At 72.7% G+C, this 19,408-nt stretch carries 11 protein-coding genes and 1 pseudogene; 8 read left to right on the forward strand and 4 right to left on the reverse strand.

Translation table 11 applies throughout. The features are described 5' to 3' along the window. Positions 1-32 precede the first annotated feature (32 nt). Positions 33-3,122 (reverse strand): flippase-like domain-containing protein, encoded by a 3,090-nt coding sequence (locus tag IH45_RS0105700; RefSeq protein WP_030662309.1) that lies wholly within the window; start codon positions 3,120-3,122, stop codon positions 33-35. A gap of 173 nt (positions 3,123-3,295) precedes the next feature. Between IH45_RS0105700 and IH45_RS0105705 the strand changes: the two genes are divergently transcribed. The 5 genes from IH45_RS0105705 to nudC all read left to right on the forward strand — a co-directional run bounded on the left by IH45_RS0105705 (position 3,296) and on the right by nudC (position 14,213). Then, positions 3,296-3,814, forward strand: a complete 519-nt coding sequence (locus IH45_RS0105705; protein WP_324607922.1) for an MGMT family protein — start codon at positions 3,296-3,298, stop codon at positions 3,812-3,814. A 441-nt stretch (positions 3,815-4,255) separates the two neighbouring features. Continuing rightward, a complete protein-coding gene (locus IH45_RS0105710; protein WP_107058578.1) occupies positions 4,256-7,714 on the forward strand; it encodes an ATP-dependent helicase in 3,459 nt (1,152 codons plus the stop codon). A gap of 124 nt (positions 7,715-7,838) precedes the next feature. Further along, on the forward strand, positions 7,839-11,510 hold the full coding sequence (locus IH45_RS0105715; RefSeq protein WP_032916862.1) for an ATP-dependent DNA helicase: 3,672 nt from the start codon (positions 7,839-7,841) through the stop codon (positions 11,508-11,510). Positions 11,511-11,566: 56 nt separating this feature from the next. Further along, the gene (locus IH45_RS0105720) at positions 11,567-12,967 is read left to right on the forward strand and encodes a dipeptidase (RefSeq protein WP_030662320.1); all 1,401 of its coding nucleotides are present in this window, start codon (positions 11,567-11,569) and stop codon (positions 12,965-12,967) included. Positions 12,968-13,277: 310 nt separating this feature from the next. Next, positions 13,278-14,213 carry an NAD(+) diphosphatase gene (gene nudC, locus IH45_RS0105725; RefSeq protein WP_030662324.1) on the forward strand — a complete coding sequence of 312 codons (936 nt, stop codon included), beginning with the start codon at positions 13,278-13,280 and terminating at the stop codon, positions 14,211-14,213. 127 nt (positions 14,214-14,340) lie between these two features. Here the strand turns inward: nudC and IH45_RS0105730 are convergent, their stop codons facing one another. Continuing rightward, entirely contained in the window at positions 14,341-14,514 is a 174-nt protein-coding gene (locus IH45_RS0105730; RefSeq protein WP_158812938.1) for a hypothetical protein, read from the reverse strand. A 42-nt stretch (positions 14,515-14,556) separates the two neighbouring features. On the opposite strand from IH45_RS0105730, the gene IH45_RS0105735 reads away from it, so the two are divergent. Further along, positions 14,557-15,162 carry an XRE family transcriptional regulator gene (locus IH45_RS0105735; RefSeq protein WP_394298659.1) on the forward strand — a complete coding sequence of 202 codons (606 nt, stop codon included), beginning with the start codon at positions 14,557-14,559 and terminating at the stop codon, positions 15,160-15,162. Positions 15,163-15,234: 72 nt separating this feature from the next. Beyond that, positions 15,235-16,332: a helix-turn-helix domain-containing protein gene (locus IH45_RS0105740; protein WP_030662333.1), complete on the forward strand. Its 1,098-nt coding sequence runs from the start codon at positions 15,235-15,237 to the stop codon at positions 16,330-16,332. 94 nt (positions 16,333-16,426) lie between these two features. On the opposite strand, the pseudogene IH45_RS1000000147705 reads toward IH45_RS0105740, so the two are convergent. Beyond that, positions 16,427-16,513 (reverse strand): annotated as a pseudogene (locus IH45_RS1000000147705) (NrdH-redoxin); the annotation flags it as partial. Between the two features lie 63 nt (positions 16,514-16,576). On the opposite strand from IH45_RS1000000147705, the gene IH45_RS0105750 reads away from it, so the two are divergent. Then, entirely contained in the window at positions 16,577-18,262 is a 1,686-nt protein-coding gene (locus IH45_RS0105750) for a recombinase family protein (RefSeq protein ID WP_030662336.1), read from the forward strand. Positions 18,263-19,016: 754 nt separating this feature from the next. Here IH45_RS0105750 and IH45_RS0105755 read toward each other — a convergent pair. Then, a complete protein-coding gene (locus IH45_RS0105755) occupies positions 19,017-19,271 on the reverse strand; it encodes a mycoredoxin (protein WP_030662339.1) in 255 nt (84 codons plus the stop codon). Positions 19,272-19,408: the final 137 nt, after the last annotated feature.

Consider the following 19,408-nt stretch of genomic DNA (forward strand, 5'->3'; position numbering starts at 1 on the left):
CGCGCCGGGCGCGCGCCCTTGTCGTACGCCCGTCAGATCTGTCCCTTGCGCGTCAGCTGCGTGAACGAGATCCAGCCCGGCAGCACCGGCAGCCAGAACGTCATCAGCCGGAAGAGCAGTACCGCGGGGAACGCGATGTCCGCGGTGAGCCCGGCCAGCGTCAGCGTGGTGGTCAGCGCGCCCTCGATGGCGGCCACGCCGCCGGGGGTGGGCGCCGCGGAGCCCACCGCGTTGCCCGCGAGGAACACCACCGCGATGGCCGCGTAGCTCAGCTGCCCGCCCCCGCCGAACGCGCGGATCGAGGCGTCCAGGCACAGCACGTTCGCCGCCGTGAGCAGCAGCGTGCCGCTGATGCCGACCACCAGCTTCTTCGGGCGCTGGAGGACGTCCAGCATGCGCGGTACCACGCCCGCGAACAGCGACCGTACGCGCGTGACGATGAATTTGCGCAGCCCCGGGACCGCGGTGACCACCAGCACCAGCACGGCCGCCGTCAGCAGGCCCGCGATCACCGTACGGGACGGGGAGAGCGATGACGGCGTGCGCTCGGTGCCGGTCAGATAGCCGAAGGTCAGCAGCAGGATGATGTGGCAGCCGAGGCCGAACAGCTGGGACGCGCCCACGCTCGCCACCGCGAGGCCGGGCCGGATGCCCGAGCGCTGGAGGAAGCGGGTGTTGAGTGCCACGCCGCCCACCGCGGCGGGCGCGACCAGTTTGACGAAGTTGCCCGCCACCTGCGCGATCACCGTCCGCAGGAAGGACACCTTCTCGGGTACGAAGCCGAGCAGGCTCATCGCCGCCGCCGGGTAGGTCAGCGCCGAGAAGGCCAGCGCCGCCACCACCCACAGCCACTGGGCCTCGCCGACCACCTGGCCGAACTTGGCGTGGGTGATCTGTGAGACCAGGAAATACGCGGCGAAGACGCCGGCGATCCAGGTGACGAGGGTGCGCGGCCGGATGCGCTCCAGGCGGGCCGGTTCGACCGGCGCGGTCGGCCGGATCAGCAGCACCTGCTGGCGGATCTGCGAGAGCAGGTCCTCCTCACGGGCCTCCTCCAGCGCCTCGTCGACCGCCCGCTTCTCGGCGTTCTTCTCGGCGCGCGCCACCTTGCGGTTGGCCGGCTGCTCCTGTGTGTGCGCGCCGCCCCGCCCGGCCGCCTCGGCAGCCTTGCGCTCCTTGGCGGCGCGCGACGCCTCCAGGACCGCCTCGCGCTCCCGTGCGGAGCGCTCGCGGGCCAGCTGGCGCAGCGTGGACCGGGTCGTACGGCTGAGGGCGATCGGCTGGAGCAGCGGCAGACTGTCGGCGACCGCGTCCGGGTCGAGTACGTCGACGGCGGCGGCCACCGCCCGCTCGGCGCCGGTCCGCAGCGCGAACGTGGTCAGCAGCTGCGCGATGTCCATGCGCAGGACCAGGTCGCCCGCCGCGATCTCGCCGCCGCGCAGATCGGTCAGGATGATGCTGCCGGAACGATCCACCAGGAGGGCGTCACCCACCAGGCGCCGGTGCGCGATACGCCGCGACTGGAGCGCCGCCACCTGCCGCCAGGCGTTGCGCATCAGCTCGTCGGTGATCTCCTCGTCCGGCAGCGCGTCCAGCGGCCGGCCGTCGATGTGCTCGTACACGAGCATCACGGCGTCCGGGCCCAGCTCGGAGGTGGCGATCAGCTTGGGGGCGCTGGCGCCGGCCGCGATGGCCGCGTACGCCAGCAGCGCCTCCTGCTCCAGCGCCTGGCGCAGCGACTGGAGGCTGCGGCGCTGGTTGATGCCGCGCAGCGAGAGCCGGCGCCAGACCCGGTAGAAGAACCCCTGGGCCTGCCGCTCGCGGTCCACGACGGTCACGTCGATGGGCGGGCCGTCCTCCAGGGTGACGATGTAGCGGCGGCCCCGGTCGGCGTGCTCCGGGTGCTCGGGGTTGCCGATGTCCTCCGCGCGCACCGCCCGGACCGGGCGGAAGCCGACCCGGCGCAGGCCCGCGAGCAGGTTCTGGCCGGTGGGGCGGACATTGGGCGAGCCGACCGCGTACAGCGTCCCGAAGGCCACCGTCCAGCCGATGAGGATGGTGGTGACGATGGCGAACGGCGTCGTGTAACGGCCGACGAGCACGGCGAAGGCGTCCAGCAGCAGGACGCACCACATCGCCACCCGCCAGCGGGGGCGCCGCGACATCCCCACCGCTGTCATGTACGCGATTACCGGCGCGAGATAGCTGTGCACCGGCGCGGTCAGCCCGCCGTTGGCCAGTGGCTGGGTCAGCGCGACCCGGATGGACTCCGGGGCCGCCTCGGCCACCCACAGATCGGTGGCGAGCGAGACGCCGTGCGCGAGCACCGCCGCCAGCACGCCGTCCGCGATCCGCAGCCCGTCGCGTTTGATCAGCCGTTCCACGGCGAAGGCCACCGGCACGATCAGTACGGCCACACTCGACGCCAGCCCGGCGAAGTTGATCAGCAGCCGCGGCGCCAGCCCGGCGCCCTCGCCGATGTCGCGCTGGAGCCCCTGGGTCGTGCCGTGCGCGAAGGTGGCCAGCAGCAGCACCAGCGCGATGCCGACGATCCCCAGCAGCAGGCGCATCAGGTCGGAGGGCCGGTGCACCCGCGCGGGGAGCAGCGGCTCGTCACCGGAGACCTGGTCCACGTGGAACTCGCTGCCGATGCGGTCGGAGGGTGGGGCGGTGCGGTCCGCCTTCTCCGATTTCTCCGATTTCTCCGACCTCGGTTTGTCCGGCTTCGGCTTGTCGGGCCTCGGCTTGTCCGGATTCGGCTGGTCCGGTCCGGACTGCTCACGGGTGGATGTACCGGTCGCCCCCGATGGTCCGGGCGGACCGGCCCCCCCGGCCCCGCCGGCCGTGCGTTCCTCTTCTGCCGCGCCCCCAGCCCCGCTGGAAGCGGTCGCCGTGTCGGCCCGGCGGGGCTGATCCGGCCCCTCCGGACTCGCGGACTCGTCGGCTCTTCCGGCCTTCTCGATCGTGCTCGCCTTTTCGGTCTCGGAAGCCTGTGACGGCTTCCCCCGTTGTTTCCCGTCCCCCCGGGCGGGGGCGTCGGTGGACAGCGCCTCAGGGGTGCCGGCCTCCCACGGAGGCACCGCACCCTGCTGTTCGGCCGTCTCTTTTTGATCTCGTATCACCAGTCACCGCCCGGAAGATGGTGGCATGGCCGCGGGGAGGCGGGGGGCATCAGGGTGCATTTCGATGGGCCGGGAAACGGAACATACGCCGTCGTGCCCGCCCGCGCACGCCGTCGGCGGGCAACCGCGCAGGCCACCGGGGACTGTCGGTGGCGTGGTGCAGGATGGGCCGAATGAGTGGGAAAACGGGAGGGCTTGCCGGGTACGGCGAGCCCGGCGGGCGCGGCGGTGACGGGGCCCCCGAGGACGGCGGGGGCCCGCCGGATTCCGGTGGGGTGGAGATCCCCGTGTACGCGGAGCGCGTACTGGGGGTCGCGGAGCTGATCCCGCCCGGCCGCGTGATGACGTACGGCGACGTCGCGGAGTGGCTCGCGGGCGAGGACCCGCCCGAAGGGTGCCGCGAGGACGACCCCGGGTGGCGCGTGGGCGGGCCGCGCCAGGTGGGCCGGGTGATGGCCCTGTACGGAGGCGCCGTGCCCTGGTGGCGCGTCGTGCGCGCCGACGGCCGCCTGCTGCCCGGCGGCGAGCTGCGCGCGATGGCGCACTACAGGGAGGAGGGCACTCCGCTGCGGGAGGCCGGCCGGTCGGCCGAGGGGCACGTACCGCGTCTCGACATGCGGCGGGCCCGCTGGGACGGCGGCGATCCGGCGCGGGGGGACCGAGACGGCGGCGATCCGGTGGGCAGGGGCTGAGGCGGTGGCGATCCGGTGCGGAGGGGCTGAGACGGTGGGTGGCTGAGCCGGGGACGGGGCGCCGACGGGCCCGGCCCGCAGCCTGCCCGCCGTCACGGCCGAACGCGTACCGGCCGCTTCCCGGGGCGCAGCGGTCCCGGCCGGTCCGTACGGCACTTCCGGCGCGCCCAGCGCGCTCGGCCGCCGGGGCGCCCCCGTCCGGCCGGGCACGTCCGGCACGGGCCGCCGCACCCACCGCGCGGTCGCGGGTACCGTCGTGGGACGCGCTGCGGCTCGTGCGCCGCCTGGCGTAGCGTCGGGCACGGCCCGCACCACCGCCCCGCCGCCCGGCGTCCGGCGCGGTGGCCGCACCGGCCCGCGCCGCACCGCAGTGCGCACCACCACCAGCACCTCCTCCCAGGACCGGCGATCCACGTGAGTTCCTCCTTCTCGGCTTCGGCCGTGCCGTCCGCGCAGCCGCGCCGGCGAGCGGCGCGGCGGGATGCCTCCGGCGCGTACCGACTGGTGCGTACCCGGCCGGGACCGGCGGACCCTCCTGCTTTGGACGCACGCCAGCGCGCTGTGGTTGACCACGGCGCCGGGCCCCTGCTGGTGCTCGCCGGCCCCGGTACGGGCAAGACGACGACCCTCGTGGAGGCGGTGGCCCGGCGGGTACGGGACGGCGCCGACCCCGAGCGGCTGCTGGTGCTGACCTTCAGCCGCAAGGCCGCCGTCGAACTGCGGGACCGGATCGCCGCGCGCCTGGGCAGCGCCGCCGCCCCGCAGGCCACCACCTTCCACTCGTACTGCTACGCGCTCGTACGGGCCCACCAGGACGCCGACCTGTTCGCCGACCCGCTGCGCCTGCTGTCCGGACCCGAGCAGGACCTCGTCGTGCGCGAGCTGCTCGAAGGGCAGGCCGGGCTGGCGGCCGCCGGGCGGGCCCGGGTGCGCTGGCCGGACGAGCTGCGGGCCTGCCTGACGACGCGCGGCTTCGCCGACGAGGTGCGCGCGGTGCTCGCGCGCAGCCGCGAGCTGGGGCTGGGCCCGGAAGCGCTTGCCGACTTCGCGCGGCGCACCGGCAGGCCCGACTGGGGCGCGGCGGCCGCCTTCCTCGCCGAGTACCTGGACGTGCTGGACGCCCAGGGCGTGCTCGACTACGCCGAACTGGTGCACCGGGCGGTGCTGCTCGCAGAGCGCGACGAGGTCGCCGCCGAGCTGGCAGCGCGCTATGACGCGGTGTTCGTGGACGAGTACCAGGACACGGACGCGTCGCAGGTACGGCTGCTGCGCGCGCTGGCCGGCGGCGGCCGTACGCTCGTGGCCTTCGGCGACCCGGACCAGTCGATCTACGCGTTCCGTGGCGCCGACGTCAACGGCATCCTCGATTTCCCGCTGATGTTCCCCCGAAGGGATGGCGAACCGGCGCCGGTGGAGGTGCTCGGCACCTCCCGCCGTTCGGATGCGGCTGTCCTGGCGGCCACCCGGCGGCTCACCTCCCGGATGCCGCTGACCCGTCTGCCGGCCCGGAAAGTACGGGAGCACCGCGACCTCGCGGCCGTACGGGACGGGGGCCGCGTCGAGGTCTACACGTACCCGACGCCGGGCGCGGAGCTGGACAACATCGCCGACATCCTGCGCCGCGCGCACCTGGAGGACGGCGTGCCGTGGCGTGACATGGCCGTCCTCGTACGCGCCGGCGCCCGCTCCATCCCCAGCGTGCGCCGGGCGCTGACCTCGGCCGGTGTCCCCCTGGAGATCGACGGCGACGAACTGCCGCTGCGCCGGGAACCGGCGGTGGCGCCACTGCTCACGGCGCTGCGGATAGCGGCTTCGGCGGTGGCGTCCGGGCCTGCCGAGGACGGGCCTGCCGATGACGAGCCTGCTGATGACGCGCCTGCCGATTACGCCTCTGCCTCCGCCGCCGACGCCTCCGCCGATGCTGATGACGTCCCCGCTGACGAGACGCCCGTCCCGGCCGACGAGCCCGCCGACGTCCCGGCCGGCGTTCCGGCCGCCGAGCCCACCGGGGCGGCGCACCGGCTCACCGCCGAGACGGCGATAGAACTGCTGACCTCCCCCCTCGGCGGGATGGACGCCGCCGATCTGCGCCGGCTGGGCCGGGCGCTGCGCGAGGAGGAGCGGGCCGCCGGGCACGACGTACCGCCGCCGTCCGACGAACTGATCGCGCGGGCGCTCGCCGAGCCGGAGCGCCTGGTCGCGCACGATCCGGCGTACGCGCGGGGCGCCCGGCAGCTCGGTGAGCTGCTGCGCACCACCCGCGCCCTGCTGGCCCGCGGCGGCACCGCCGAAGAGGCCCTGTGGACGCTGTGGGACGGCACGCCCACCTGGTCGCAGCGGCTGGAGCGGACCGCCCGGCGCGGCGGCGCGGCGGCCCGCAACGCCGACCGCGACCTGGACGCCGTGGTGGCGCTGTTCGAGACCGCCGCCCGCGCGGAGGCCCGTACCGGCGGCCGGGGCGCGCTCAACTTCCTGGAGGAGCTGGACGCCCAGGACATCGCCGCCGACACCCTGACCCGCCGGACCGTGCGCCCCGACGCCGTGCGCCTGATGACCGCGCACCGCTCCAAGGGCCTGGAATGGCGGCTCGTGGTCGTCGCGGGCGTACAGGAAGGGCTCTGGCCGGACCTGCGCCGCCGCGGCTCGCTCCTGGAGGCGGACCGGATCGGCCGGGACGGGCTGGCCGAGCCGCTGCCCCCGGGCGCGCTGCTCACCGAGGAGCGGCGGCTGTTCTACGTGGCGGCCACCCGCGCCCGCGAGCGCCTGGTGGTCACCGCCGTCAAGGCCGCGGCCGATGACGGCGACCAGCCGTCCCGCTTCCTGACCGAGCTCGGCGTGGAGCCGCGGGACGTCACCGGGCGCCCCCGCCGGCCGCTGTCGGTCGCCGCGCTGGTCGCCGAGCTGCGGGCCACCACCGTGGACCCGCAGGCCACTCCGGCGCTGCGCGAGGCCGCCGCGCAGCGGCTGGCGAAGCTGGCCGCGCTGCGCGACGACGACGGCCAGCCGCTGGTGCCGGCCGCCCACCCCGACCAGTGGTGGGGACTGTACGAGCCGACGCACAGCGCCGTACCGCTGCGCGACCGGGACCGCCCCGTGACGCTCTCCGGCAGCGCACTGGACCAGCTCGCCAACACCTGCGCGCTTCAGTGGTTCCTCGGGCGCGAGGTCAAGGCGGACACTCCCGCGACCGCCGCCCAGGGCTTCGGCAACGTCGTCCACGTACTCGCCGACGAGGTCGCCTCCGGCCGTACGCCCGCCGACCTGTCCGTCCTGATGGAGCGCCTGGACTCGGTCTGGGACGCGCTCGCCTTCGACGCGCCCTGGAAGTCGCGGCAGGAGAAGGACAACGCGCGCGCTGCCCTGGAGCGCTTCCTGCGCTGGCACGTGATGGAGCGCGGCACGCTGGGCCGCGAGACCGTCGCCACCGAGCACGGCTTCGACGTCACCCTCGAAGCGGGCGAGTACGCGGTGCGCATCCGGGGGAGCATGGACCGCGTCGAGCGGGACGCGGAGGGCCGGGCGTACGTCGTCGACTTCAAGACCGGCAAGCAGAAGCCGACCGGCCCGGAGGTCGCCCGCCACCCGCAGCTCGCGGTGTACCAGCTCGCGGTACAGGAGGGCGCGGTGGACGCCGCTTTCGAGGGGCGGCGGCCGGAGCCCGGCGGCGCGGAGCTCGTACACCTGCGGCTGGGCGCGCCCCAGAAGGAGGGCGGGGACGCGCTGCCCGCCGTGCAGGCGCAGGGGCCGCTGGCCGGGGACTGGGTGGGCGAACTGCTCGCCACCGCCGCCGGCCGGGTCCTGGAGGAGCGCTTCACGCCCAGCACCGGCCAGCACTGCACCCACTGCACGTTCCGCAGCTCCTGCTCGGCACTGCCGGAGGGGCAGCACGTGGTGGAGTGACGACGGGAGCGGGCGATGCGGCCGGGCGTCACGCCGTGCGGCGACACCGGCCTCCCCGCGTCCCACCGGCCCGCTCAGCTGGGTTTTGCCGCGATTGTCAGTGGGGGCCGATACGGTCTCGGGTGTGTCAGCGCGTATCACCGACCCCGAGCAGCTCAAGGAGCTCCTCGGCATCCCGTTCACCCCGGAGCAGACGGCCTGCATCACCGCACCGCCCGCCCCGCAGGTCATCGTGGCCGGTGCCGGTTCCGGCAAGACCACGGTCATGGCCGCGCGCGTGGTGTGGCTGGTCGGCACGGGCCAGGTCGCCCCGGAGCAGGTGCTCGGGCTGACGTTCACGAACAAGGCGGCGGGCGAGCTGGCCGAGCGCGTCCGCAAGGCCCTGGCCGCGGCGGGGGTGACGGAGCCGGCCGACCCGTTCGGCGCCCCCGCCCCGGAGGCCGCCGGCCCGGTCGGCGCCGACGGCGTCCCCGGTGAGCCGCGCATCTCGACGTACCACTCCTTCGCGGGCCAGCTGCTCAAGGACCACGGCCTGCGCATCGGCCTGGAGCCCAGCGCCCGCCTGCTCGCCGACGCGACGCGCTTCCAGCTGGCCGCCCGGGTGCTGCGCTCAGCGCCGGGTCCGTATCCGGCGCTGACCAAGTCGCTGCCCACCCTCGTGGAGGACCTCCTCGCGCTCGACGGCGAGCTGGCCGAGCACCTGGTCGAGCCGGACCGGCTGCGGGCGTACGACACCGAGCTGCTGGCCACCCTCGACCGCGTCAAGCTCTCCAACGCCGACCTGCGCAAGGTGCCCGAGACGGCCCGCGGCCGCCTGGAGCTGCTGGAGCTGGTCGAGACGTACCGAACCGAGAAGCGGCGGCGCGAGCTGCTGGACTTCGGCGATCAGATCGCCCTGTCGGCGACGCTCGCGACCACCCGCGCCGAGGTCGGCGCGCTGCTGCGCGAGGAGTTCAGGGTCGTCCTCCTGGACGAGTACCAGGACACCTCCGTGGCCCAGCGGATCATGCTGTCCGGCCTGTTCGGCGGCGGTACGGGCCATGCCGTGACCGCCGTCGGCGACCCCTGCCAGGCCATCTACGGATGGCGCGGCGCCTCCGTCGCCAACCTGGACGACTTCCCCGCCCACTTCCCCTTCGAGGACGGCACCCCGGCCCGCCGCGCCGCCCTCAGCCAGAACCGCCGCAGCGGCGGCCGCCTCCTCGACCTGGCCAACGCCCTCGCCGAGCCGCTGCGCGGCATGCACGAAGGCGTCGAGGCGCTGCGCCCGGCCCCCGGCGCCGAGCGCGACGGCGTGGTGCGCTGCGCGCTGCTGCCCACCCACGCGGAGGAGATGACCTGGCTCGCCGACCGCATCGCCCACCTGGTGCGCACCGGCACCCCGCCCGGCGAGATCGCCGTCCTGTGCCGTACGGCCGGCGACTTCGCCCGTATCCAGGGCGAGCTGGTCGCGCGGGAGATCCCGGTGGAGGTCGTCGGCCTGTCCGGGCTTCTGCACCTGCCGGAGATCGCGGACCTGGTCGCGGTGTGCGAGGTCCTCCAGGACCCCACGGCCAACGCCGCCCTGGTACGGCTCCTGATCGGCCCGCGCTGGCGGATCGGCCCCCGCGACCTGGCCCTCCTGGGCCGCCGCGCGCGGCTGCTCGTCCACCGGGACGGCCAGTCCGAGGACCCCGAGCGGCGCCTGGCCGAGGCCGTGGAGGGCGTGGACCCGGCCGAGACGATCTCGCTCGCCGACGCGCTCGACACGTTCCTGGAGTCGGACGGCCACGACGACGGCCTGCCGTTCTCCCCGGAGGCGCGCGTCCGCTTCGCCTACGTGGCGCGCGAGCTGCGCGAGCTGCGGCGCTCGCTGGGCGACCCGCTGATGGACGTACTGCACCGGGTCCTGACCGTCACCGGCCTGGAAGTCGAGCTGTCCGCGTCCCCGCGCGCGCTGGCCGCCCGCCGCAGGGAGACCCTGAGCACGTTCCTGGACATCGCGGCCGGCTTCGCCGCCAAGCAGGGCGGCGCCGCCCTGCTTGGCGACGCGACACTGCTGGCCTTCCTGGGCTTCCTGCGCACGGCCGTCCAGCACGAGAAGGGCCTGGACAGCTCCCTGCCGGGCGGCGAGAACACGGTCAAGGTGCTGACCGCCCACAAGTCCAAGGGCCTGGAGTGGGACGTGGTCGCCGTCCCCGGCCTGGTCGGCAAGCAGTTCCCCAGCGAGCAGTCCCGCGACTCCTGGCTCACCCAGCCCAAGGTCCTCCCGCACGCCCTCCGCGGCGACGCCGCGACGCTGCCCGACGTGGACGACTGGAGCAGCCGCGGCGTGAAGGCCTTCAAGGAGGCGATGAAGGAGCACCAGTCGGTCGAGGAACTGCGCCTCGGATACGTGACCTTCACCCGCCCGCGCTCCCTGCTGCTCGGCTCCGGCCACTGGTGGGGCCCCGACCAGAAACGGCCGCGCGGCCCGTCCGCCTTCCTGGAGGCGCTGCGCGCGCACTGCGAGGCGGGCCACGGCGAGATCGAGGAATGGGCCGAGGCCCCTGAGGAGGGCGCGGAGAACCCGTCCCTCAAGGAGGCCGAGGCGGAGCTGGAGTGGCCCCTGCCGCTCGACGCCGTGGCGACGGAGCGCCGTCGCGCGGCCGCCGCGACGGTACGGGCGTATCTCGACGGGATGACGGCTGTCGCCACGGGCAGCGCGCCGCCGCACGCGACCGCGGCCGACGGCGCGGAGGCCGCCGCTGCGCATGATGCTCCGCATCCGGCGGCGGGGAACGCGTACGCCGTCAAGGACACACCTCAGGGCGCGCACACCTTCAAGGAGACATCTCACGACGCGCACACCTTCGAGGACACCTTTCAGGACGCCATCGGAATCGACGACCGCCACGAGCCCGGCGCGGAACACGACCTGGCCGACTGGGACGCCTGGAGCGCCGAGCGTCCAGGGCGTGAGCGTGCCCACGTACCGGCCCAGGCTTCCGCCCCGGAAGCGGCGCCACCCTCGGCTCCCGAGGCGGCCCCCGGCCTCCCCCTCCTCCCCGAGGAGCACCGCACCGTCGCCTCCTGGGACCGCGATCTCGACGCGCTCGCCGACGAGCTGCGCCGGGCCCGCGCGACCGTCCGGGACGTCCCCCTGCCCTCCTCGCTCAGCGCCTCCCAGCTCCTGTGGCTGGCCGCCGACCCGGACGGCTTCACCCGGGAGCTGGCGCGGCCCATGCCGCACCCGCCCCGCCCCGCCGCCCGCCGCGGCACGCGCTTCCACGCCTGGGTGGAGTCCCGCTTCGAGGAGCTGACACTGCCCGTGCTCGGCCCGGACGAGCTGCCGGGCGGCGCGTACGGCCATGAGGCGCGCGCCCAGGACGCGGCCGGGGAGGCGGAGCCGATCGCGGACGAGGACGACCTCGAAGCCCTCAAGGAGGCGTTCGCCCGCACCCCGTACGCCCGGCGCACCCCGTACCGCATCGAGGTCCCCGTACAGCTCACCCTCGCGGGCCGGGTGGTACGCGGCCGTATCGACGCCGTCTACCGCACCCGCGGCCCGGAGGGGGACCGGTTCGAGATCATCGACTGGAAGACCCACCACGCGCAGACCGCCGACCCGCTGCAACTGGCGCTCTACCGGGTGGCCTGGGCCGAGCAGCACGGCCTGCCCCTGTCCGCCGTGGACGCCGCGTTCCTGTACGTACGCAGCGGCGAGACCGTCCGGCCGCAGCGGCTGCCCGACCGGGCCGGGCTGGAACGCATCCTGCTGGGGGAGGACGACCGGAGCGCCGACGAGCAGGACGGAGGGGGAGGAGGGCAGAGGTGACAAGATCGACGAGACCGGCGGCGGACCACGCCCGCGCGCCGGATAGGCTCGGACACATGAGCCCCACCTCGGACAGCGCCGTCCGCGCGTACATCGACGTCCACCGCGAAGAGTTCCTCGACGACCTCGCCGCCTGGCTGCGCATCCCCTCCGTGTCCGCGGACCCGGCCCGCGCCGCCGACGTGCGCCGCAGCGCCGAGTGGCTGGCCGGCCGGCTCACCGCGACCGGCTTCCCGACCGCCGAGATCTGGGAGACGGACGGCGCTCCCGCGGTCTTCGCCGAGTGGCCCTCCGGGGACCCGACGGCCCCCACCGTCCTCGTGTACGGCCACCACGACGTGCAGCCCGCCGCCCGCGAGGACGGCTGGCACACCGACCCGTTCGAGCCGCAGACCGTCGACGGCAAGCTGTACGCCCGCGGCGCCGCCGACGACAAGGGCCAGGTGTTCTTCCACACCCTCGGCGTGCGCGCCCACCTGGCCGCGACCGGCCGCACCGCGCCCGCCGTCAACCTCAAGCTCCTCATCGAGGGCGAGGAGGAGTCCGGCTCCCCGAACTTCCCGGCCCTGATCACCAAGCACGCGGACCGCCTGGCCTGCGACACGGTGATCGTCTCCGACACCGGCATGTGGTCCAAGGACACCCCCACCGTCTGCACCGGCATGCGCGGTCTCACCGACTGCCAGATCGACCTGTACGGCCCCGACCAGGACATCCACTCCGGCTCCTTCGGCGGCGCGGTGCCCAACCCCGCCACCGAGGCCGCCCGCCTGGCCGCCGCGCTGCACGACGACGAGCGCCGGGTGGCGATCCCCGGCTTCTACGACGGCGTCGTCGAGCTGACCGACCGCGAGCGCGAGCTCTTCGCCGAGCTGCCCTTCGACGAGGCCGGCTGGCTGCGTACGGCCCACTCGCACGCCGCGCTCGGCGAGGCCGGCCACAGCACCCTGGAGCGCGTCTGGGCCCGCCCCACGGCCGAGGTCAACGGCATCGGCGGCGGCTACCAGGGCCCCGGCGGCAAGACCATCGTGCCGTCCGCCGCGCAACTGAAGCTGTCCTTCCGCCTGGTGGCCGGCCAGGACGCGGCCGCCGTCCAGCAGTCCGTACGGGACTGGGTCGCCGCCCGCCTCCCCGACGGCATCCGCCACGAGATCACCTTCTGGGGCGCCACCCGCCCCTGCCTGACCCCGCTCGACCATCCGGCCCTCCAGTCCGTCGTACGGGCCATGGGCCGCGCCTTCGACCAGAAGATCCGCTTCACCCGCGAGGGCGGCTCGGGCCCGGCCGCCGACCTCCAGGACGTCCTCGGTGTACCGGTCCTCTTCCTCGGCATATCCATCCCCTCGGACGGCTGGCACGCCCCGAACGAGAAGGTCGAACTGGACCTGCTGATGAAGGGCGTCGAAACCGCCGCGCACCTGTGGGGCGACCTGGCGGAGAACTGGCGCGTGGCTTGACCGGTGACCGCGCCGCGACGGCGCCCGTGCCCGCGCCCCGGACGGCGGGACGCGTGACCGGCCCGGCGGCCGCGTGCGAGCGATGCCTGTACCACCACGCCGTGGGAACGGTCCCCGCCGCCCGCCGTATGGTCCGTGCTGCCCGCCGTACGGCTCGTACCGCCCGCCGTACGGCGCGTACCGCCGCCCCTCCGGCACCCGCACCCGCGCCCGTACCCAGCCGGCACGGTCGGCACGAGCCCCACGGCCATCACGGCAATCCCGGCCACCACCGCAATCACCCACGCCATAGGGGGAGTTGGAAACCGCAGTGACCACCTGGACCGACCACAGCGCCGACCGGCCGATCACCTTCAGCGCGCCGAGCGGCATCGACCGCGCCGCCCACCACCGCCTCGACGAGGCATGGCTCGCGGCGGCCTGGAGCCACCCGACGACACGCGTCTTCGTGGTCTCCGGCGGCCAGGCCCTGGTCGACGACACCCCGGACGGGCGTACGGAACTGGTCATGACGCCCTCCTTCGAGGCGCCGCTCACCGAGACACACCGCTACTTCCTCGGTACCGATGAGGACGGCGTGCGCTACTTCGCGCTCCAGAAGGACGCGCTGCCGGGCCGCATGGACCAGTCCGCGCGCCCCGCCGGCCTGCGCGAGGCGGGCCTGCTGCTCTCGCCGCGCGACGCCGGCCTGCTCGTGCACGCCGTCGCCCTGGAGAACTGGCAGCGCCTACACCGCTTCTGCTCACGCTGCGGCGAACGCACCGTGATCGCCGCGGCCGGCCACATCCGCCGCTGCCCCGCCTGCGGCGCCGAGCACTACCCGCGCACCGACCCGGCCGTGATCATGCTCGTCACCGACGAGGAGGACCGCGCGCTCCTCGGCCGCCAGGTCCACTGGCCCGAAGGCCGCTTCTCCACCCTGGCCGGCTTCGTGGAGCCCGGCGAGTCCATCGAGCAGTCGGTGGCCCGCGAGGTCTACGAAGAGGCGGGCGTGGTCGTCGGCGACGTCGAATACGTCGCCAGCCAGCCCTGGCCCTTCCCCTCCAGCCTGATGCTCGGCTTCATGGCCCGCGCCACGTCCTCCGAGATCCAGGTCGACGGCGAGGAGATCGAGGAGGCCCGCTGGTTCTCCCGCGAAGACCTGAAGGCCGCCTTCGAATCCGGCGAGGTCCTGCCCCCGTACGGCATCTCCATCGCGGCCCGCCTGATCGAAATGTGGTACGGGAAGCCGCTGCCGAAGCCGTAACGGCACCGCGGCCGGGGCTTGGCGGGGCCCCGGCCGTTCCCTCGCCGGGCGGGCGCCTCCCTACTGCCTGCCCTTGGCCGCACAGAGCGCGCAGGAAACAGACACGGCGGCATATCACCTTCGCCCCTCACAGCGGCAACGGAATCTCCCGCCGGTGCACCTCCCGCATGTGCCGCCGGTACCGAACCCGCGCGTCCACTTCCATCGACCGGTCCCGGCTCGTCCGCCCCTCGGCTTCGAGGGCCTTCAGCGCCTCGCACATCTCGCACACCTCGCACCTGTCCGTGGGGTTCTCGGTCATGGCGCCCATGCTCCGGAAGGGCCGGGTGCCATCGCGACGGCCATAGGACACCCGTCAGGAGTCCGACCAGCGTCACACGCAAGGCGTCAAACCGGTGCCATCCGCGGCCCGTTGGCCCTAGCTTGGACCCATGACGACCGCGCCGGACCTCGCGGCCAACGACGCCTTCCGGGCCGTCCGCCTCTCGCTCCGCTCGGCTTCGCCCTGCCGGTGCCGGCCGGCGTCCGCGACGACGGCACTGGAGGGCATGACGTGGCCCCTGGGGCGGAAGGCGTGACCGCCGCGTCCGGTAACGCCGAAACGTCCGCCCAGGCGGCTGGACGGCCGCACTACGGGGGCGTATGGCTCAGCCGGTACGAGTATCACTCCTCCGGCCGGGACCGGACCCTCACCGGCGCCCACTACGTCGTTGGAAACGTCGTCACGGGCACCTGGGTGGAGCAGACCGCGACGGACGGCTACTACGCCGGTGCCCGCTACCACGGCGCCGTCCAGCTACTCGCCGAGCCGACCGGCCGCCGCATGGCCGGGAAATGGGTCGGCTTCGGCAAGGACTTCGACGTGAACACCGGTCCCTGGGAGCTGATCTTCAAGGAGGGCTCTACGGCGAAGGAGACGGTGGAGCGGTACAGCCGCCGCCCGGAATGATTCAGTGGAGCCCGTAGCCGTACGCCGCCTTTCCGCCCTGCCCGAGGGTGGGGGTGGGGGCACCATGGCCCCATGCCCATCGGGGATCTGATCAGGAACCTGCGCAAGGCTCGCGGCTGGAGCCAGGGACGTTTGGTGTCGGAGATCAACAAGGCGTTCGGTACGGGGCTGACCCGGGAGTATGTGAGCCGCTGGGAGTGTTCCAAGGTCGCGCCGGGGGCCTATCACCTCAGACACCTGTCAGCCGTCTTGGACGTGCCTCTGGCCACTCTTGAAGGCGAAGTGGACCGACGTACCTTCATCAGTGACGTAGCCGCCACCGCGATAGTGGTGGCTTCGGACCTGCTCAGCGCAGGGTTCGCCGCGCGTCTGCGTGGCGGCCCGACGGCGGAACACTGGGAAGCCACGCTGGCCACGTACGGCACGGACTACATGTCGATGGGCGCCGCCGATATCCAGCGCCGAGTGGCCGGCGAACTTGTCGTGGTGCAACAGCAGCTCGACGATCCACGTCTGTGGTCCGTAGCCGCACGGCTCATGACCTTGTACGCCAAGACGTTCCCCGGCTCGGACGGCTCGAAGGCCGTCTCCTGGTACCGCATGGCTGCCCAGGCTGCCGACCGGTCAGGGGACGAACGGGCCCGCGTATGGGTGCGCGGACGTGCCGCGATCGCCCTCGGCTACGAGGGCGCTTCCCTGGGCGTCGCCGACATACTGGCGGACCAGGCCATGGCGATCTCCGACAAGCCTTCCCTCGGGCTCGTGAACGCCGTGATGGGGAAGGCTCACGCGGCAGCCGTCCGTGGCGACAGAGCGGCTGCCGTACACCTTGCCGACCACGGCCGTCGCCTCTTCGACCGTGTCGGCAGCCACGAGCAGACGTCCGCCTACGCGGTCCCCTGGTGGCGGATGAATGTCTTCCTGTCCCTGCTGCTCGCCAGGGTGGGGGACGAGAAGAACGCGGTCGAGGCCCAGGAGCAGGCGCGCCGCGAGCTTCCGGCGAGCCTGCCGAGGTTCGCGACGCATCTGGAGATGCACCGGGGGCTGATGCTGGCCCGATCCGGCGACCGCGCCGGGGGAGCGGCCTGCGCGCGGGCCGCCCTGGACCGGCTGCCGCCCGAGAAGCACTCGCTCACGCTGCGGATGCTCATGGAGGAGGTCAGGGCCTGACGCGGAAACCGGTCGCGGCACGACGAACCCCCGACCGCAACGGTCGGGGGTTCGCCCGCGTGAACCGGGGGCTAGGACGGTGCCCTGGTGGGGTTCAGGCCCCCAGCGCCTGCTTGACCTGCGCCAGCGACGGGTTCGTCAGGGTGGAGCCGCTGGGGAACAGGATCGTCGCCACCCTCTGTAGTCTTTCCGTTACTGTAAGGGTGGCCAGGGAGGGCTGCCCCATCTTCGGGAGGGGAAAGCCGTGAGCGAGAAGCCCAGGGCTCTTGGCGTGGTCCGTCTGTCTGTAGGCAATGAGAATCAGACCGGCGAGGAAACGCAGCGCACGCGCATCAGCAAGCGGGCGGACGCTGAAGAGATGGAGTTGGTCGACTTCGCTGTCGACATCGACGTATCGGCGTCGATCTCGCCGTGGATGCGCCCGTCCCTGGGGGACTGGCTCAACAACAAGAGGGACCAGTTCGACCACATCATCATCCTGAGAATCGACCGCATCGCGCGGTCGGTTCACCATCTCTCGGACATCATCGAATGGTGTGAGGCAAACGATAAGGGCCTGATTTCCTGTGAGGAGGGGTTCGACCTTTCGAAGCCATGGGGCAAGACCATTGCGAAGATCCTCGCCGTGGTCGCAGAGGCGGAGCTGGAAGCCATCAAGGCCCGCAACAAGGCTTCTCGGGAGACCATGCGGAAGGCCGGCCGGTGGCCGGGTGGCCTTGTCCCGTTCGGTCGCAGGGCGGTCAAGGGCGAGGAGGGCTTCACTCTGGAATTCGACCCGGATTACGGCCCGACGCTCATCGAGATGATCCGGCGATTCATCGAGCGGCCAAGCTTCTCTGCTGTGGCCGACTGGCTGAACGATCAGAGCGTCCCCACGGTCCAGGACATCGCCCGCATCCGGGCGGCAGCGGGCGAGAGCACGACCCGGCTGGCCGATCCGAAGCCACGGGGAAGCCGGTGGACACCGACCACTGTGCAGGCCGTACTGATGAGTCGGTCACTGCTCGGGGAGTACGTACGCGCCGGCGGGGCCGTGGTCCGCAACGACGACGGCTCACCTGTAATGAGGTCGGAGCCGGTGTTGAACGTGGAGGAGTGGAGGAAGCTGTCCGAGGCCGTCGCCTCGGTCAAGTACAAGAAGCAGAACGGCTCTACGTCTCCCACGGTCGGAGTGACCTTCTGTCTCCTGTGCAAGAGCCCTATCTACTACGTCAAGGGAGGCCGGTCCAACAGCAAGCGGGCGCGGTACCGCTGTCACGGATACAGGAGCAAGGGAATCAAGGCGTGCCCGAAGCTCACATTCTGGGCCGATGACCTCTACGCCTGGCTCGAATCCGCTTTGCTCGGCGAGATCGGTCATCTCGAAAGGATGGAGTCCAGCACTGCCATCGACGACAGCCGGGCGGCGAAGCTTGCGGTCGTTGACGGCAAGATGAACCAGCTCAGCAAGGAGTTCCAACAGGGGCAGATGAACGCCACTGCTTACGCCTCTCAGGTGACCAGCCTTGCGCGGGACCGGGAGAAGGTCACCAGCCAGGAAGGCCCCGAGCCTGTGACTGTCTGGGTCTCCACCGGCGAGAGCTACGCGGATTGGTGGCAGCGGTCCACCGTGGATGAGCGTCGCGAGTGGCTGAAGAAGCACAAGGTGCAGGCGTATTTTGGGCACGACGTGATGGCCATTGACCCCGGTGACTTGATCGAGAATCTGCGCCGACAGGGAATCTCGTGGCGGAACACGCCGGTCAAAACGTCCCAGGTGCTGGCGCCACTCACTCCTGTCGCGCTGCCCGGAAAGCCCCACGAGAAGCCCAAGGCGCTTACGGGCGCAGAGTGGGAGATCGTCAGCCGCTGGGAGGACTTCGAGGCAGAGCGAGCAGCGGAGCAGGCGAAAGCCGACGAGGACACCGAGACCGCGCTGGTTCGGGTCTGACACCTGGCGAGTAAGCGAGGAGGTCTCCGACCATGGGGGCCTCGCCCATTCCCACCCGGCACGATGCCCGGCAGGCCGCCGCCATCGCTTCCGACTGCATGAGACCGAGTCCGGGCTTGCGGTCTTGGGTGCCTCCTGTGAAGAGCGACCGTGCCGGCAGCCCGGCGCCGAATGGGGTGGCCTCTCGCAGGCGCAGTGCGCATGCATGGCCGGATAGGGGCGGCACCCACTGGCCTACCGCGTCTACTTGGCAGCCCGTGGAAGGCGAACCAGATCGGTCACGCCGAGTTCTCGCATGGGCGAGCTTGCCAAGGAATCCTCATTGGTGAGGGCAGGGCCGTCCCGTCCAGACGGAGCGTCGCGAACGCGGTCGGCCGAGCCGAGGCGCTGGAACCCATCGGATACGACTCCACCGCCCGCTGCCCAACCCTGCCCCGTCACCACTTCCAGAAGGGTGGCCGAGGGAGCCGCAGGTGGAGCGTGCACAGCGTTGCCACTCCGCGGGCACGCGTGGCCTGAGTGCTCGGGGGGACCGAGCTGCGCGGGGCCCGTGATCACGGAGTCCTGCACCACGTGGTACCCGCCTTCTTCCCCGGCCCACGGCGTGGGGCACGTCCCGTTCCGACAGTCCGGGCCTCCCGGAAGCTTTCGCAGCGGCTCAGCCGCCCTGGGCCGCCACGAGCATCAGCTTTCCGGAACAGGAAAGACCCCCGGCCACGAGGGGCGGAGGTCTCTCCACACTGAAAGAGCGGACTCAAGCGGCCATGGCCTGCTTGACCTGGGCCAACGAAGGGTTGGTCATCACCGACTCCTGGCCGCTGGGGGCAACCACCAGGACCGTCGGGACCGTCTGGTTGCCGCCGTTGGCCTTTTCCACGAAGGCGGCGGACTCGGGGTCCTGCTCGATGTTGATCTCGGTGTACGCGATTCCCTCGCGGTCCATCTGGCTCTTCAGCCGACGGCAGTAGCCGCACCACGTGGTGCTGTACATCGTCACAGTGCCCGCCATGGGTCCTCGCGCTCCTTCAAGCTCGGCGTGTTTGCAGTAGGAGAACGCCCACCTGGCCGGGACCATTCCCGTCCGTATCGGGCCGCTTCCGCATGCGTACGGTTCCACATCGGCACGCGTACGGCTGCGCATCCGTG

Source organism: Streptomyces rimosus subsp. rimosus (genome assembly GCF_000720725.1).
Lineage (GTDB): Bacteria > Actinomycetota > Actinomycetes > Streptomycetales > Streptomycetaceae > Streptomyces > Streptomyces rimosus_A.

Coding starts and splice junctions, on each gene's coding strand:
- IH45_RS0105705 (WP_324607922.1), top strand. CDS start 3,296: ATGAGTGGGAAAACGGGAGGGCTTGCCGGGTACGGCGAGCCCGGCGGG.
- IH45_RS0105720 (WP_030662320.1), top strand. CDS start 11,567: ATGAGCCCCACCTCGGACAGCGCCGTCCGCGCGTACATCGACGTCCAC.
- IH45_RS0105730 (WP_158812938.1), bottom strand. CDS start 14,514: ATGACCGAGAACCCCACGGACAGGTGCGAGGTGTGCGAGATGTGCGAG.
- IH45_RS0105740 (WP_030662333.1), top strand. CDS start 15,235: ATGCCCATCGGGGATCTGATCAGGAACCTGCGCAAGGCTCGCGGCTGG.
- IH45_RS0105755 (WP_030662339.1), bottom strand. CDS start 19,271: ATGGCGGGCACTGTGACGATGTACAGCACCACGTGGTGCGGCTACTGC.